At 72.7% G+C, this 15,291-nt stretch carries 15 protein-coding genes; 9 read left to right on the top strand and 6 right to left on the bottom strand.

What is annotated here, in order from left to right; translation table 11 throughout:
- Positions 1 to 37 precede the first annotated feature (37 nt).
- Positions 38 to 967 (top strand): 1-phosphofructokinase family hexose kinase, encoded by a 930-nt coding sequence (locus tag IE136_RS27430; protein ID WP_189601698.1) that lies wholly within the window; start codon positions 38 to 40, stop codon positions 965 to 967.
- Positions 968 to 1,046: 79 nt separating this feature from the next.
- Here the strand turns inward: IE136_RS27430 and IE136_RS27435 are convergent, their stop codons facing one another.
- Entirely contained in the window at positions 1,047 to 2,012 is a 966-nt protein-coding gene (locus tag IE136_RS27435; RefSeq protein WP_189601699.1) for a CBM35 domain-containing protein, read from the bottom strand.
- Between the two features lie 121 nt (positions 2,013 to 2,133).
- A complete protein-coding gene (gene cdgB / locus IE136_RS27440) occupies positions 2,134 to 3,765 on the bottom strand; it encodes a diguanylate cyclase CdgB (protein ID WP_158988908.1) in 1,632 nt (543 codons plus the stop codon).
- 314 nt (positions 3,766 to 4,079) lie between these two features.
- Here cdgB and IE136_RS27445 point away from each other — a divergent pair, with 314 nt between their 5' ends.
- Entirely contained in the window at positions 4,080 to 4,643 is a 564-nt protein-coding gene (locus IE136_RS27445; protein WP_162467834.1) for a flavin reductase family protein, read from the top strand.
- 69 nt (positions 4,644 to 4,712) lie between these two features.
- On the opposite strand, the gene arfB is transcribed toward IE136_RS27445, so the two are convergent.
- Positions 4,713 to 5,150, bottom strand: coding sequence for an alternative ribosome rescue aminoacyl-tRNA hydrolase ArfB (gene arfB / locus IE136_RS27450; RefSeq protein ID WP_158988900.1), 438 nt, complete (start codon positions 5,148 to 5,150; stop codon positions 4,713 to 4,715).
- A gap of 129 nt (positions 5,151 to 5,279) precedes the next feature.
- Between arfB and IE136_RS27455 the strand changes: the two genes are divergently transcribed.
- Positions 5,280 to 5,855, top strand: coding sequence for a TerD family protein (locus IE136_RS27455; RefSeq protein WP_189601700.1), 576 nt, complete (start codon positions 5,280 to 5,282; stop codon positions 5,853 to 5,855).
- A gap of 104 nt (positions 5,856 to 5,959) precedes the next feature.
- On the opposite strand, the gene IE136_RS27460 is transcribed toward IE136_RS27455, so the two are convergent.
- Together IE136_RS27460 and IE136_RS27465 are read right to left on the bottom strand one after the other, a co-directional pair.
- Complete coding sequence (locus IE136_RS27460; RefSeq protein WP_189601701.1) at positions 5,960 to 7,360, bottom strand: M1 family metallopeptidase; 1,401 nt, start codon at positions 7,358 to 7,360, stop codon at positions 5,960 to 5,962.
- A gap of 151 nt (positions 7,361 to 7,511) precedes the next feature.
- The gene (locus IE136_RS27465) at positions 7,512 to 8,051 is read right to left on the bottom strand and encodes a GlcG/HbpS family heme-binding protein (RefSeq protein WP_158988895.1); all 540 of its coding nucleotides are present in this window, start codon (positions 8,049 to 8,051) and stop codon (positions 7,512 to 7,514) included.
- Positions 8,052 to 8,290: 239 nt separating this feature from the next.
- On the opposite strand from IE136_RS27465, the gene IE136_RS27470 reads away from it, so the two are divergent.
- The 4 genes from IE136_RS27470 (at position 8,291) to IE136_RS27485 (ending at position 12,180) form a co-directional block, all read left to right on the top strand.
- Positions 8,291 to 9,457, top strand: coding sequence for a sensor histidine kinase (locus IE136_RS27470; RefSeq protein WP_189601702.1), 1,167 nt, complete (start codon positions 8,291 to 8,293; stop codon positions 9,455 to 9,457).
- Positions 9,454 to 10,074, top strand: coding sequence for a response regulator (locus tag IE136_RS27475; RefSeq protein WP_158988891.1), 621 nt, complete (start codon positions 9,454 to 9,456; stop codon positions 10,072 to 10,074). Before IE136_RS27470 ends, IE136_RS27475 begins: the two co-directional genes overlap by 4 nt.
- A 135-nt stretch (positions 10,075 to 10,209) precedes the next feature.
- Positions 10,210 to 11,445, top strand: coding sequence for an FAD-dependent monooxygenase (locus tag IE136_RS27480; protein WP_189601703.1), 1,236 nt, complete (start codon positions 10,210 to 10,212; stop codon positions 11,443 to 11,445).
- 234 nt (positions 11,446 to 11,679) lie between these two features.
- Positions 11,680 to 12,180, top strand: a complete 501-nt coding sequence (locus IE136_RS27485) for a hypothetical protein (protein ID WP_158988889.1) — start codon at positions 11,680 to 11,682, stop codon at positions 12,178 to 12,180.
- A 23-nt stretch (positions 12,181 to 12,203) separates the two neighbouring features.
- Here the strand turns inward: IE136_RS27485 and IE136_RS27490 are convergent, their stop codons facing one another.
- On the bottom strand, positions 12,204 to 12,875 hold the full coding sequence (locus IE136_RS27490; protein ID WP_189601704.1) for a pentapeptide repeat-containing protein: 672 nt from the start codon (positions 12,873 to 12,875) through the stop codon (positions 12,204 to 12,206).
- A 97-nt stretch (positions 12,876 to 12,972) separates the two neighbouring features.
- Here IE136_RS27490 and IE136_RS27495 point away from each other — a divergent pair, with 97 nt between their 5' ends.
- Both IE136_RS27495 and IE136_RS27500 read left to right on the top strand, forming a co-directional pair.
- The gene (locus tag IE136_RS27495) at positions 12,973 to 14,169 is read left to right on the top strand and encodes an NAD(P)-binding protein (protein ID WP_189601705.1); all 1,197 of its coding nucleotides are present in this window, start codon (positions 12,973 to 12,975) and stop codon (positions 14,167 to 14,169) included.
- 58 nt (positions 14,170 to 14,227) lie between these two features.
- Entirely contained in the window at positions 14,228 to 15,226 is a 999-nt protein-coding gene (locus tag IE136_RS27500; protein WP_189601706.1) for a zinc-binding dehydrogenase, read from the top strand.
- Positions 15,227 to 15,291: the final 65 nt, after the last annotated feature.

Here is a 15,291-nt window from a genome sequence, read left to right on the forward strand (position 1 = left end):
CGCGACGGGGCCGCGAGGCCAAGGAGGGGGTGGGCAGGTGATTCTCACGGTCACCCTCAACACGGCACTGGACCTCACCTACCGCGTCCCCGCCCTCACCCCGCACGCCTCCCACCGCGTCACCCAGGTCATCGAGCGCCCCGGCGGCAAGGGCCTCAACGTGGCCCGCGTCCTCGCCGCCCTCGGTTACGAGACGGTCGTCACCGGCTTCGCGGGCGGCGCCACGGGCGAGGTCCTGCGCGGCCACCTCGCGGGCCTGCCTCTGACCGACGCGCTCGTCACCAGCGCCGGGCCCACCCGCCGTACCGTCGCGGTCGTCGACACCTCGACCGGCGACACCACCCAGCTCAACGAACCGGGGCCGGCCCTCACCTCCGCCGAATGGTCCGCCTTCACCGGCCACTACGCCGGCCTGCTCGCCGACGGCGCCGACGCGGTGGCGCTGTGCGGCAGCCTCCCGCCCGGCATCCACGTCGGGGCGTACGCGGAGCTCATCCGCCTCGCCCGGGCCGCCGGGGTCCCGGTCCTGCTCGACACCAGCGGCGAACCCCTGCGGCGCGGCATCGCGGCCCGCCCGGACCTGGTCAAGCCCAACGCCGACGAACTGGCCCAGCTCACCGGCTCCCGCGAACCCCACCGGGCCACCCGCGACGCCCGCCGCCGGGGCGCGCACGCGGTCGTGTCCTCGCTCGGCCCCGAAGGCATGCTGGCCGCGACGCCTGACGGCGTCTGGCAGGCCGCCCCGCCGGCCGCGATGAAGGGCAATCCGACGGGCGCCGGCGACTCGGCCGTCGCGGGACTGCTCTCCGGCCTGGTCGACGGGCTGCCCTGGCCGGAGCGGCTGGCCCGCGCGGTGGCGCTCTCGGCGGCCACAGTGCTCTCGCCGGTCGCCGGCGAGTTCGACCGGTCGGCCTACGAGGGGCTGCTTCCCCGGGTGACGGTGACGGAGCGGGCCGAGGCGGCGTGACGAGCACCGCATGGCGCAGGCCCCGCGGAACGATGTTCCACGGGGCCCGCCGGTGCCGCACGGCCCGGAGCCGTAGGACTCAGAGGTTGCTGATCTTCACCCAGTCGAAGATCACGTCGCACTGGTTGCCCTGCTCGCAGGAGAGCTTGATCGTGTTCTGACCCTTGTCGAGCGACACCTGGGACCAGGTGGTCTGCCAGTTCTTCTCGTAGTTCGGGTCCGAGGATCCGATGAAGTTCTTCAGGTTCATCGGATTGGGGTTCGCCTTGCCGTTGACGGTCACGGTGGCGTTGGCGTCCTTGGCCGGGATCGCGTACCGCACGGACATCTTGTACTTACCGGCCGCGGGCACCTCGGTCTGCCAGGTGACGGACGAGCCGATGGCGTTGAACCCGGTCACATAGGCGCCGTCCGCGCCTTCCGCGCCCTGGATGTCCTTGGCGAGCAGGGCCGCACCGCCGAGCTTGAGCGTCGCCGCGTCCTGCTGCGGCAGCTCGGCCGGGGTCTCGTCCGGGCTCGGCTGGGTGGGCGGGGTCTCCTGGACCTGCGTGGAGCCGCCGGTCGGCTTGCCGCCCGCCGCCCCGCCGTCGGGGTTCTCGTCCCCGGTGTTGCTGATCAGGGCGGCGGCGATGCCGATCACCACCACGGCGACGACCGCGATCGCGCCGATGAGAAGGCCCTTGGTGTTGGGTCCGCGACCGCCGCCCCCGCGCTGGTGCGGGATCGGGGACTGCCGCGTCCGCTCGCCGGCGTAGGTCTCGGGCGCCGCGTACTGCGCGTTCGGCCGGCCGTACTGCTGCTGCCCGCCGTACGTCTGCTGCTGCGGTACGTGCGCCTGACCGTGACCGCCGTACTGGCGCTCGCCGACCGTCCTGACCTGGTTGTACGAGGTTCTGGGGACACCCGGCTGCGCGGCCGGACCCGGGTAGCCGTAGCCACCGGCCTGGCCGGGCGGCTGGGCGCCCGCCGCCTGGCCGTCCGCGTACAGGTAGCCGAACGGATCGTCGTCCTCGGGCGTGTTCGCGCCGTCGTTACCGGCAGCCATCCCTGGTCACTCCTATCCATGCTCGCCAGCCGTCGCCGACCGGCCGAGCCTACCCCGAACGGGCCACTGGGCGATCCGGCCCTTGACCGACCGTGAAGTGACCCACAGGTGGCTTCGCGGCCTATCCGGCGCGCCGGTGGACCTTCGCGCGGGACCGCTTCTCGATGTACATCCGCTGATCGGCGGAGTTCAGGACCTCTTCGACGGACATCCCGCACTCGGCCCAGCCGATGCCGAAACTCGCTCCGACCCTGACCGCCCGGCCGTCGACCCGGATGGGCGGAATGATGGCGTTACGGAGGCGTACGGCCAGGTCAGCGGCGTCGGCGGCGCCGAGGCCGTCGGCGAGGACGACGAATTCGTCACCCCCGAGCCGGGCGACGGTGTCCCCGTCCCGGACGCCGGTGGTCAGCCGACGGGCGACCTCGATGAGAACGGCGTCGCCGGTGTGGTGCCCGAAGCGGTCGTTGATCGACTTGAAGCCGTCCAGGTCGCAGAAGAGGACGGCGAGCCCCTTCGTACCGTCGTCGACATCACCCCCGGCGGGCGCGACGGTGTGGACGTGATGGTCGTACGGCCCGCTCACCGGCGGTGCCGTGTCGAAGCCGAAACCGTGCTCGTGGCCGTACGGGGAGGGGTACGGGGTGTCGTCCTCGACCTGTGCGGCGTAGGGGCGCTCGCAGAGCCGGGCGCTGAGCCGGGAGCGGAGCTCGGCGCTGTTGGGCAGGCCGGTGAGGGCGTCGTGCGAGGCCCGGTGGGCGAGCTGGAGTTCGTGGCGCTTGCGCTCCTCGATGTCCTCGACGTGGGTGAGGAGGAAGCGGGGGCCGTCGGCGGTGTCGGCGACGACGGAGTTGCGCAGCGAGACCCAGACGTAGGTCCCGTCCCGGCGCCCGAGGCGAAGCTCGGCGCGGCCCCCCTCGGCGGAGGTCCGCAGCAGTGTTCCTATGTCCTCGGGGTGAACCAGGTCGGCGAAGGAGTAGCGGCGCATCACGGAGGCCGGGCGGCCGAGGAGGCGGCACAGGGCGTCGTTGGTCCGCAGGAGACGGCCGTGCTGGTCGCCGCCCATCTCGGCGATGGCCATGCCGGAGGGGGCGTACTCGAAGGCCTGCCGGAAGGACTCTTCGCTGGCGCGCAGGGCCTGCTGTTCGCGCTCCAGGCGGACGAGGGCGCGCTGCATGTTTGCTCGCAGCCGGGCGTTGCTGATCGCAATCGCCGACTGGGAGGCGTACATCTGCAGGGCTTCCTGGCCCCACGGGCCGGGGTGACGCCCGTTGCGCGGCCGGTCCACGGAGATCACGCCGAGGAGTTCGCGCTTGGAGCCGGAGGCGTACATGGGGGCGTAGAGCCGGTCGTGCGGATGCCACTCGTCCTCGAAGCGGGGGGCGGGACCCTCGGTGTGCCACTGCGGCACGTCGTCCTCTATGAGGACCCAGCCCTCGGTGTGCGGGATGAACCGCAGGTCACCCCAGGCGACGCCCATGGAGAGCCGGCGCTCCCACGACTCGCGGGAGCCGACGCGGCCGGTAATCAGGGCTTCGGCGGCGGTACTGCCGGCGAAGGCGGCGACGACGAGGTCTCCGTCGGGTCGGACGAGGTTGACGCAGGCCAGCTCATAGTTGAGACCTGCGACGACGCCGTCCGCGACGGTCTGCAGGGTGTCCGCCAGGCTGCGGGCTGTATTGAGGTCGGCCACGACCTGATGCAGCTGCCGCAGGGTCGCAAGACGGACGTACGGCTCCGACTCGGTCTCCATCGCTCGCTCTCCCCGAGACCTCGACAGCAACTCCAGGGTTCTCATCGGCTCTCGTACTGCACTGTCTCCGCCACTGAATCACAGCGAGCTGTGCACCCGGTACACAGGGTCAACAAATACTGGGCTCTGTGACTCAAGTCACAAGCGGTGATGAAGGGTTGCAAGGGGGCATGGAAAGCGCTCCCGGGGTTTTTTGAACGCAAACTGAACAGGCGCGTACGGCATGGGGCACTGGTCCTAGGACCGGCGGGGGTGGTCGTTCTGGTCCCCGGGCCCGATGTTTCGGCGCGGCGGCCGGGGTTAGCGTGCCAGATGTGCTGACGACGACCCCCGCCCCGCCCCCCGCCTCGGATCTGGCGATCCCTCATGCTGAGGGGGTGAGCAACGACGAGTTCCGGGCGGCGATGTCCCGCCTCGCGGCGGGCGTGGTGCTGGTGACGGCCCATGACCCGGACGACGGGCCGCGCGGTGAGGACGTGGGCATGACGGCGACCGCGTTCATGTCGGTCTCCCTGGACCCGCCCCTGGTCCTGGTCAGTCTCCGCAACGGCTCACGGATGGACGACCTGCTCGCCGAGGTCCCGGTCTGGGCGGTCTCGGTACTCTCCGAGAGCCAGCGTCACGTCGCGGGCCGCTTCGCGATGAAGGGCCGCGTCAGCGACCGCCTGCTCTTCGCGGACATCCCCTGCACCCGGGGCGAGGAGAGCGGTGCGCCGCTGGTGGGCGGCGCGCTGGCCACCCTCGAATGCCGCACCGAGAACCGCGTCGTCGCCGGCGACCACACCCTGGTGATCGGCCGCGTCCTGACCGCGTCCTTCCCGTCCCCCGAGGGCGCCCCGCTGACGTATTTCAAGGGCAAGTACCGCCATCTGAGCTGACGGGCCCTTGCGGGTCCTGTGGGGCTCGGCGGCTTGCGGGCTTGCGGGGCTGGGGGCCCTGTGGGCGAGTCAGGACCAGTCGCGGCCCTGCCGGCCCCGCTTCGTCTCGGAGCGCTGCTTCTTCACCCGCAGACGCCGTTCGTTGATGCCCCGCGGAATCTTCGTCGCGCGGCGCGGCTTCGGGGGCGGGGCCGTCGCTTCGGCCAGCAGGGCCGTGAGACGGACCGCCGCCGTCTCGCGGTTGCGCCACTGGGAGCGGTGCTCCGAGGCGCGGACCGTCACCACCCCGTTGACGAGCCGCGAGGCCAGCCGCTCAAGGGCCCGCGCCTTCCAGACCTCTGGCAGCGCCTCGGTCGACGCCAGGTCGAAACGGAGCTCCACCTGCGAGTCGCTGGTGTTGACGTGCTGCCCGCCCGGCCCCGACGACCGCGAGAAACGCCACATGAGCTCGGCCTCGGGCAGTGAGACGGAGCCGCGGATCAGATACGGACCGGACATGTCCTCCATGTTCCCCGCAGCGGCTCCTCCGCGTCACCCCGTTTTCCCGCCCTGGAACCGACAGGGCGCCGTCGGCGTTATCCCGTGTGACGCGTGACGCGCGACGAGTGACGACAAGTACGAAGAAAGGGACATCCCATGGCTGTAAGCCTGTCCAAGGGCGGCAACGTCTCCCTGACCAAGGAGGCTCCGGGCCTCACCGCCGTCACCGTGGGCCTCGGCTGGGACGTCCGTACCACCACCGGCACCGACTTCGACCTCGACGCCTCCGCCATCGGTGTCGACGCCGCCGGCAAGGTCGCCTCCGACGCCCACTTCGTCTTCTTCAACAACAAGGCGACGCCGGACCAGACCATCGTCCACACCGGTGACAACCGCACCGGCGAGGGCGGCGGTGACGACGAGCAGATCAACGTGAACCTCGCCGCCCTGCCCCCGAACGTGGACAAGATCGTCTTCCCGGTCTCCATCTACGACGCGGTCAACCGCTCGCAGAACTTCGGCCAGGTCCGCAACGCCTACATCCGCATCGTCAACCAGGCCGGCGGCGCCGAGCTCGCCCGCTACGACCTCTCCGAGGACGCGGCCGTCGAGACCGCCATGGTCTTCGGCGAGCTGTACCGCAACGGCGCGGAGTGGAAGTTCCGCGCGGTCGGCCAGGGTTACGCCTCCGGCCTCGAGGGCATCGCCCGCGACTTCGGCGTCAGCCTCTGACGTACGGCGTCAGCCGCCAGGGCCCCGGTGCGTGCGCACGCGCCGGGGCCCTGGCGTTGCGGCGCTCACGTCCCTCACGGGTCCGTCGGCCGGTCGCCCCCCCCTCACGGGCTGGTCGGCCGTCCGTCCCCGTACAACCACACGTCCCACAGGCCGCTCAGGTCCTCCCCTGCGACGTCCTCCACATAGGCGGTGAAGTCGTCGGTGGAGGCGTTCCCGTGACGGTGCTTCGCGGGCCAGCCCGCCAGGATCTCGTAGAAGGTCTCGTCGCCGACCTTCTGCCGGATCTTGTGCAGCACCATCGCGCCCCGCTGGTACACCGGCGGGTCGAACAGGTTCTCCGCCGTGGGCGGTTCGGCGGGCGGGAAGGCCCAGTTGACGTCGGCGGCGAAGGCCTCCTCGAAGCTCTGCTGCGCCGGCGTGTCCTCGAAGTCCTCCGCGTAGAGCCACTCCGCGTACGTCGCGAAGCTCTCGTTCAGCCACATGTCCCGCCAGGTCGCGGGCGAGACGGAGTTTCCGTACCACTGGTGCGCCAGCTCGTGGACGAGCGTCGGGAGGTCGAAGGAGCTCTGCGGGAAGACCGGCCGCGTCTGGGTCTCCAGCGCGTAGCCGACGTCGCCGGCCGGCTCGACGATCGCGCCGGCGGAGGAGAACGGGTAGGGCCCGAAGTTCTCCTCGGCCCACTCCAGCAGTTCGGGGATCCGGTCGAGCAGCGCCCTGCTCGCGGCGGCCACGGACGGGTCGGCGGCGCTGAGGACGGTGACCTTCGAGGGGGTGGTCGCGGTTCTCGTCTCGTACCGTCCGACGGCGACCGTCGCGAGATAGCTCGCCATCGGCTCCGGGGAGTGCCAGACGGCGGTGGTCCGGCCGTTCCGCGTCCGCTCGGACGCCCGCATGCCGTTGGCGAAGGCCCGCAGCCCCTGCGGGACGGTGACGGTGATGTCGTACGTCGCCTTGTCGGAGGGGTGGTGGTTGCCGGGGAACCAGGCCATGGAGCCGACCGGTTCGCCGAGCGCGAGCGCCCCGTCCTTCGTCCGCAGCCAGCCCTCGCCCGCGCCGTCCCCGTCGGTGATCTTCTCCGGAACGCCGGAGTAGGCGACGGTGGTCCGGAACTCCCGGCCCCGGTCGATCTCCTCGCGCGGCCGCAGCGTCAGCTCGTTCCCGGCCCGGTTGACGGCGGCCGGGGCACCGTCCACGGTGGCGCGGTCGACGGTGAGGCCGGTGAGGTCGAGGTTGAAGGCGCTGAGGTCCTGGGTGGCGCGGGCGGTGATCTCGGCGGTGGCGTCGAGGCGCCCGCTCCTGGGGTCGTAGGCGAGGGTGAGGGCGTAGTGGCGTACGTCGTAACCGCCGTTGCCCAGCTTGGGGAAGTACGGGTCGCGCAACCCGGCGGCGCCGGGGGTCCCCCGCACGGAGCCGTCCGTGTCGCCGGTGCAGCCGGCGAGCAGGATGAGGGCGGCGACCGCCGCGGCGGCCGGTGCGGTGCGGGCTCGGCTACGCGTGGTCACGTGGCGATCCTATGCGGCGGCTTCGTACGGCTCTCGTGCGGCTTTCGTACGGACTCGGTGGCGTCCGGCGAGGGTCCGGCGGTGGCGTCCGGCGGGGGTCCGGGCGCGACCGGTGGTCCGGGCCCCGACCGGGGGCCCGGTCGGCGTGGGCCTACTTGTCGAGGGCCTCGACGCCGGCGCGGGCGAACTTCTCGTCCAGGTCGCCGCTCGGGGCACCGGCCACGCCGATGCCGGCGATCGGAGCGCCCTTGACGGTCACCGGGGCGCCGCCGCCGAGGAAGAGGGTGCCGGGGATGTCCTTGAGGTTCGGCGCGGTGGCGAGGCGCTTGGCCAGCTCGGAGGTCGGGGCGTTCCAGGAGACCGCGGTGAAGGCCTTGCGCTCGGCGGACTCGTAGGACTGCGGGCCTGCGCCGTCGCCGCGCAGGGTCACGATGGTGTTGCCGTTGCGGTCGACGACGGCGACCGAGACGCGCTGGTTCTCGTCCTCCGCGGCGTCCAGGGTGGCCTGCGCGGCCTTGGTGGCGGCCTCGATCGTCAGGTGCGTGGACTGCTGGAGGTTCCCGTTCGCCGCGTCGGCCTTGAGGGCGACGGCGGGCGCGGCGGCCGGGGCGGAGGCGTTGGCGGAGACTGCGCCGAAGGTACCGGCGGCGACGACGGCGGCGGTGGCGGCACCGATCAGGATCTTCTTCATGGTGGGCTCCTTCGAGGAAGTTCGGGCGGGCGGCGTTGTTTCCTTCGCTCTGCCATCGATCCTCCGGCCGGATCCGGGTCCGTCCGGTCCACGGAGCGGCTGCCTCCGCCGCGCGGTACGGACGACACGCGGGTCAGCCGATCGGTTGATGCCGGTGTGGTCCCCCGGGGCCACCATGGATACGTACACCCAGGTCAGGGCCGCGCCCGCCGCACAGCGTCTCGAGAGGCACAACCACGATGGAGCAGGACCCGGACGCCCGCTGGCTGGCGCGGGTCATGCACATCGCCTTCTTCCTGCTCCTCGGCGCGTCCCTGGTCCGCTTCCTGCTGCGGCACCCCTGGGAGGACCGCAGCCCCTGGATCGTCGCCCTCTCCGCCACCCTGGCCTCCCTCTACCTCCTCGGCCCCGTGCTCGGCACGCGCGCCACCCCCCGCCGTATCGCCTGGCTCTTCACGGTCGTCGCGGTCTGGATGGTCCTGGTGGTCCTCGCGCCCAGCTTCGCCTGGTGCGCGGTGCCGCTCTTCTACACCGGCCTGCGCACCCTCCCGCCGCGCGCCGCGCTCGTCCTGGTCACGCTGCTCACCGTCTTCGTGGTCACGGCGCAGGTGCAGCTCTCGAACGGCGGCTGGGACCCCAACCTCGTCGTCGCCCCGCCGGCCGTCGCCGCCATCGCCACCGCCGTCTTCGTCCACGCGCAGCGCCAGGCCGACCGCCAGCGCGCGCTGATCGACGACCTGATCAGGACCCGGCGCGAGCTGGCCGCCATCGAGCGCCGCGAGGGCACCCTCGCCGAGCGGCAGCGCCTGTCGATGGAGATCCACGACACCCTCGCCCAAGGCCTGTCCAGCCAGCAGATGCTGCTCCAGGCCGCCGACCGCACCTGGGACAGCGACCCGGCGACGGCCCGCCGTCATGTCCGTACCGCCGAGTCCATCGCCGAACGCAACCTCGCCGAGGCCCGCCGCTTCGTCCACGACCTCGCTCCCGCCGACCTCGCCGAGGGCGGCGGCCTGGAGGAGGCGCTGCGCACCCTCGCCGGCCGCGAGTCCGCCGCCTTCCGGGTCGACGGCACGCCGGTTCCGCTCCCCGACCGGGTGCAGTCGGCGCTGCTGCGCATCGCGCAGGGCGCCCTCGCCAACGTCCGCGAGCACGCCGCCGCCACGTCCGCCGCGCTGACTCTGACCTACCTCGACGACCAGGTGGTCCTCGACATCGCCGACGACGGCCGGGGCTTCGAGCCCCCGTCGGCCCGGGAACCGGGCGTACGCGGCCACGGGCTGCCCGCGATGCGGGTGCGCGCCCAGCAGCTCGGCGGCACGCTGACCATCGAGTCCACGCCGGGCGAGGGCACGGTGCTCTCGGCCGCGATCCCGCTCTCGATCCCCCCGGAGGCCGGTCCATGACCGTACGGATCCTGCTCTGCGACGACCACGCCGTCGTACGGGCCGGGCTGCTCGCGCTGCTCGGCAGCGAGCCGGACATCGAGGTCGTCGGCGAGGCGGGCAGCGGCGAGGAGGCCGTGGCGATGGCGGCGAAGCTGAACCCGGACGTGGTCCTGATGGACCTCCAGCTCGGGCCCGGCATCGACGGTGTCGAGGCGACGCGCCGGATCGCCACCCCCGACGTGCACGTGCTGGTCCTGACGACGTACGACACGGACGCCGACATCACCCGCGCCATCGAGGCGGGCGCGACCGGCTACCTCCTGAAGGCCGAGCGCCCGGAGGAGCTGTTCGCCGCGATCCACTCCGCCGCCCAGGGCCGTACGACGCTCTCCCCGCCCGTCGCCAGCCGGGTCATGGACCGGATGCGGGGCGCGGCCGGTCCCACCCTCACCGATCGTGAACGGGACATCCTGGGCCAGCTGGCGCACGGCCTCGGCAACCGGGAGATCGCCCGCGCGCTCTTCATCAGCGAGGCGACCGTGAAGACGCACCTGGGCCGGATCTACGCCAAGCTCGGCGTCGACACGCGAGCGGGCGCGGTCGCCGTGGCGAAGGAGCAGCGTCTGCTGTCGTAGGCCGTCCGGCCCCTGCGTAGACATTCCGGGCTGCCTGCCCCGGGCCCCGGTCCTCCACATCCCACACGGGGGCTCCACACCCTGCTACCCTGCGTTGCCATTCCGTCACAAGGTGTGAGAGATGGGGGAGCGCGCGTGAAGATCGCCTGCGTCGGCGGGGGGCCCGGCGGCCTGTACTTCTCGATCCTGATGAAGCGTCAGGATCCGTCCCACGAGATCACCGTTCACGAGCGGAACCCGGCCGGCTCCACGTACGGCTGGGGCGTGACCTACTGGGCCGGCCTGCTCGACAAACTCCGGGCCGGCGACCCGGAGTCGGCCGACGCCATCAGCGAGGCGTCCGTGCGGTGGACCGACGGCGTCGCCATCGTCCGCGACGAACGGACCGTCCACCGCGGTGACGAGGGCTTCGGCATCGGCCGGCGCCGGATGCTCGGCCTCCTCGCCGAGCGGGCCGAAGCGCTGGGCGTCCGGGTCGAGTTCGAGCACGGCGTCACCGGCCCCGACTCCCCCGAACTCGCCGACGCCGACCTGGTCGTCGCCGCCGACGGGGTCAACAGCGTGCTGCGCGAGGCCCACGCCGGCCACTTCGGCGCCGAGGTGACCACCGGCCGCAACCACTACATCTGGCTCGGCACCACCAAGGTCTTCGACTCCTTCAGCTTCGCCTTCAAGGAGACCGAGCACGGCTGGATCTGGTGCTACGCCTACGGCTTCAGCGGCGAGCGGTCCACCTGTGTCGTCGAATGCTCCCCGCAGACGTGGCAGGGGCTCGGTCTGGACGTGATGTCCGAGGCGGACACCCTGAACCAGCTGGAGAAGATCTTCGCCGACCTTCTCGACGGCCACGCCCTGATCGGCCGGGCACAGGCCGACGAGGCCGCCCAGTGGCTGAGGTTCCGGACCCTGACCAACCGCACCTGGCACCGGGGCAACCTGGTCCTCCTCGGCGACGCCGCCCACACCACGCACTATTCGATCGGCGCCGGCACCACCCTCGCCCTGGAGGACGCCCTGGCCCTCGCGGCCGCGCTGAGGGACGTCGGCGGGGGACCGGGCCGCGACGGCGGGGATCTCGACTCCGCCCTGACCCGCTACGGCCGGCGGCGGCGCGCGGAGCTCCTCTCCGTGCAGAGCGCCGCCCGCTACAGCGCGCAGTGGTACGAGAACCTCCCCCGCTACATGAGCCTCGACCCGGTCCAGATGTTCGCGCTCCTCGGCCAGCGCCACTCCCCCCTGCTGCCGCACATCCCGCCCCAGCTCTACTACCGGCTCGACAGGGCCGCGGAGCAGCTGGAGCCGCTGCGCCGCCTCAAGCGCTGGCTGGGCCCCCGCCTCGCCCGCAGCCTCCACGCCCGCACAGGGGCTTAGGGGCGGAGCCCGACCCGAGGCTGAGGGGCGGAGCCCGACCAGGGGCTGAGGGGCGGAGCCCGACCAGGGGCTGAGGGACGGGGCTCGACCACCCGCCGCCTGGGGGTCCGGCAACGGCCCCCGCCGAGGTCCGGCCGGCCCCCGCCCCGGAGCGGGCATCGCTCCCGCCGGTCCGGGCCGCCCGCCGGCCCGGACCGGGAGCCGTCCCACGGTCGGCCGTGGGACCATCGTCCCGTGCTCGACATCGGCTACTCCCTCTCCCGTCGCTTCCCCGACCCCCCGCAGACCGACTACCGCCGCGCGGACGTCCACGCCCTGCGCCACGACCTCTTCTGCGGGGACGTCTACCTCGCCGACCCCAAGGCCGACCGCGAGGTGTCCACAGCCTGGGGATGGGTGCCGGTGCTCGACTTCGCCTGGGCGCTGTGCGACATCGTCGAGCAGATCGACCAGGACCCGCGCGGCAACCGGGCCTCGCAGCCCCAGTACGCCGAGCTGGACTTCACCGAGTCCTCGGACCGCATGCTCTTCGAGCGCCGCTTCGGCTGGGTGGACGTGGAGGCCGACTGGATGCCGGGCGACGAGCCCCCGCTCACCTTCAGCCACCGCGAACTGCGCCGCGAGGCCCGCGACTTCCTGCACGACCTGATCGCCGACCTCACCGACATGCACGAGGGCCTCGGCGACAACCCCGTGATCTGGGACCTCCAGGCCCGCTTCCCCCGCGTCCCGTAAGGCATCGCCTCGCCCCCGACCGGTCAGTCCTCCACCCGCACCCCCAGCTGCGCGGCGAAGACCGGCGCGAGGTCGAACAGCTGCGCCGTGCTGATCACCGCCCCGGACAGGGCGTCCACCCCCCGCACGATCTCCAGACGCTCCACCGTCCGCAGATCCACGTCCTTCATCCGCGCCCCGGTGAAATCCGCGCCCGTCAGCACACAGTCACGGAACTCGACCCTCTCCATGACCGCGCCCCCGAAGTCGGGCTCGTTCAACACGCACCCCTCGAAGACGACGTCCTTCAGCTTCGCCGAGCGCAGATTCAGATAGTCGATCTTCCCTCCCTTCACCACCACGCCCATCAGCACCGCCCCGTGCAGCTGCGTCCCGCCGAGCCGCGCGTCCACGATCTCCACGTCCCGCAGCGACGCCCCCGCCAGGTCCGTGCCCACCCCCCGGATCCCGCTCAGGACCGAGTCCAGCACCCGCGCCCCGGTCAGCCGCGTCCCGTCCACCGCGCACTCGCGCAGCGCGCAGTCCAGGAACCGCGCCCCCGCGCCCTCCTGCCCCGCCAGATCGAGCCCCGTGAACGCGAGGCCGTCGTAGTCCCCGTCCGGCTCCAGCCCCCCTTCGTACGCCGTCAGCGGCGGCAGCCGCACCGCCACCCGCCGCGCCGCCGCCACCGCTCTCCCGCCGCTCCGTGTCGTCATGCCCCCATGGTGACGTGCGCCACTGACAACGCCCCGATGTCACATCGCCCACCCCCTCGCCCGTCCCACCCGTGAGACCGACACGAGGGAGAGGCACATGCAGCGGAACACGTGGACCGCACGCGGCACCACCAGGCACATCACCGTCGTCGGCGGCGGATTCGCCGGCCTCACCGCGGCCGTCACCGCCGCCGAGGCCGGAGCGAAGGTCACCCTCCACGAGGCCCACCACACCCTCGGCGGCCGCGCCCGCACCGCCGAGGGCCCGTACCGCACCAACGAGGGTCCGCACGCGCTCTACCGCAAGGGCCCCCACTGGACCTGGCTCGAGCAGCGCGGCCTCCTCGGCCCGCTGGCGCCCCTGCCGCCCCTGGAGGGCGCCCGCTTCCGCTTCCACCGGGCCGGGGCGCTGCGCCGCACCCCGCCCCTCGGCTTCCTGCGCCACACCCTCCGTACGGCCGAGCAGGCGCCCGTGGACACCGACTTCCTCACCTGGGCCACCCGCGTCGCCGGCCCCGAGGCCGCCAGGACCGCGGCCGCCTACAGCGGGGTCGCCCTCTTCCACCACGACCCGGGCGCGCTCTCCGCCCGCTTTGTCCAGGAACGACTGCACCGGGCCGCCGCGCTGCCGCCCGAGGCCCACTACATCCGCGGCGGCTGGGGACAGCTGATCGACCGGATGGCCGCGCGCGCGTGGGAGCTGGGGGTGCGGATCGAGACCTCCTCCCGGCTCGACGAACTGCCGCTCACCGACGGGCCGGTGGTCGTCGCCACCTCCCTCTCGGCGGCCGCGCGGCTCCTCGGGGAGCCCGGCCTGACCTGGGAGAGCGGCCGCACCGTCCTGTTCGACCTGGCGCTGCGCACCCGTAAGGGCGATCCGTTCGTCATCTCGGACCTGGACGCGCCCGGCTGGATCGAGCGCTTCACCGCGCAGGACCCGTCCCTGGCCCCGGCCGGCGAGCAGTTGGTCCAGGCGCAGTTCCCGATCGGCCCGGACGGCTCGAAGGCCGACGGGGTCGCACACGCGGAACGCCTGCTGGACCTCGGGTTCCCGGGCTGGCGCGAGCGTACGGTCTGGCGCCGCGAGGCGGTCTCCGGTGGCCGTACGGGAGCGGTCGACCGGCCGGGCACGACCTGGCGCGACCGCCCGGCGATCGACCGCGGCGACGGCGTCTACCTGGCGGGGGACCAGGTCGCGGCCCCCGGAGTGCTGTCGGAGGTCTCCTTCACCAGCGCCGTGGAAGCGGTGTCCCTGGCGCTGCGCATGTCCCGCCTTGACCTCAAGCACGCTTGAGGTTGAAAGCTGGTCCACGTCAACGACCGCACCATGACAAAGACCAGGGGAGCCCGCCATGCACGCCATCCGCCTCCACGCCTTCGGCCCCGCGGAGAACCTCACGTACGAGGAGACCGAGGACCCTGTCCCCGGCCCCGGCCAGGTCCGGATCGCGGTCACCGCGGCGGGCGTCCACCTCCTCGACACCGCCCTCCGCAGGGGCGAGACCGGCCCGTTCCCCGCCCCCGTCGAGCTGCCCACGATCCCCGGCCGCGAGGTCGCCGGCACCGTGGACGCGCTCGGCGAGGGCACCGACCCGTCATGGCTCGGCAAGCGGGTCGTCGCCCACCTCGGCCTCGCCCCCGGGGGGTACGCCGAACTGGCCGTCGTGGACGCCGCCAAGCTCCACGAACTCCCCGACACGCTGGGAGACCCGGAGGCCGTCGCCATGATCGGCACGGGCCGCACCACGCTCGGCATCCTCCAGTTCACCGAACTCGGCCCCGAGTCGATCGCGATCGTCCCGGCCGCCGCCGGCGGCATCGGCACCCTCCTCGTCCAGTACGCGAAGAACGCCGGCGCCACCGTCATCGGCCTGGCCGGGGGCCCCGCGAAGGTCGCCCTGGTGAAGGAGAACGGCGCCGACCTCGCCGTCGACTACAAGCTCCCCGACTGGCCGGAGCAGGTCCGCGCGTACCTGGGCTCCCGTACGGCCACCGTGCTCTTCGACTCGGTCGGCGGCGACACCGGCCGCGCGGCGGTCGACCTCCTCGGCAAGGGCGGACAGCACCTCGTCTTCGGATGGTCTGGCAAGGGCCCCCACGACGGCGAACCCCTCACCTTCACCGACGAGGAACTCGCCGACCGAGGCATCACCTCGGAGAGCGTCCTGGGGCCGGTCATGATCCAGAAGGCCGGCGGCGACGTCCGCAACCTCGAACTCGCCTCCCTCGCCGCGGCCACCCAGGGCCACCTCCGCCCCGCGGTCCACCGCTTCCCCCTCTCGGAAGCCGCCCGGGCCCACCACGCCCTGGAAACCCGCGGCACGACCGGCAAGGTCGTCCTGATCCCCTAGGCCGTGTCCGTTCAGACGCCACCGCCCGGCGCCGGGTCGGGCGCCGGGCACGGAGGACGAGACCG

This window comes from Streptomyces lateritius, from assembly GCF_014649715.1.
Lineage (GTDB): Bacteria > Actinomycetota > Actinomycetes > Streptomycetales > Streptomycetaceae > Streptomyces > Streptomyces lateritius.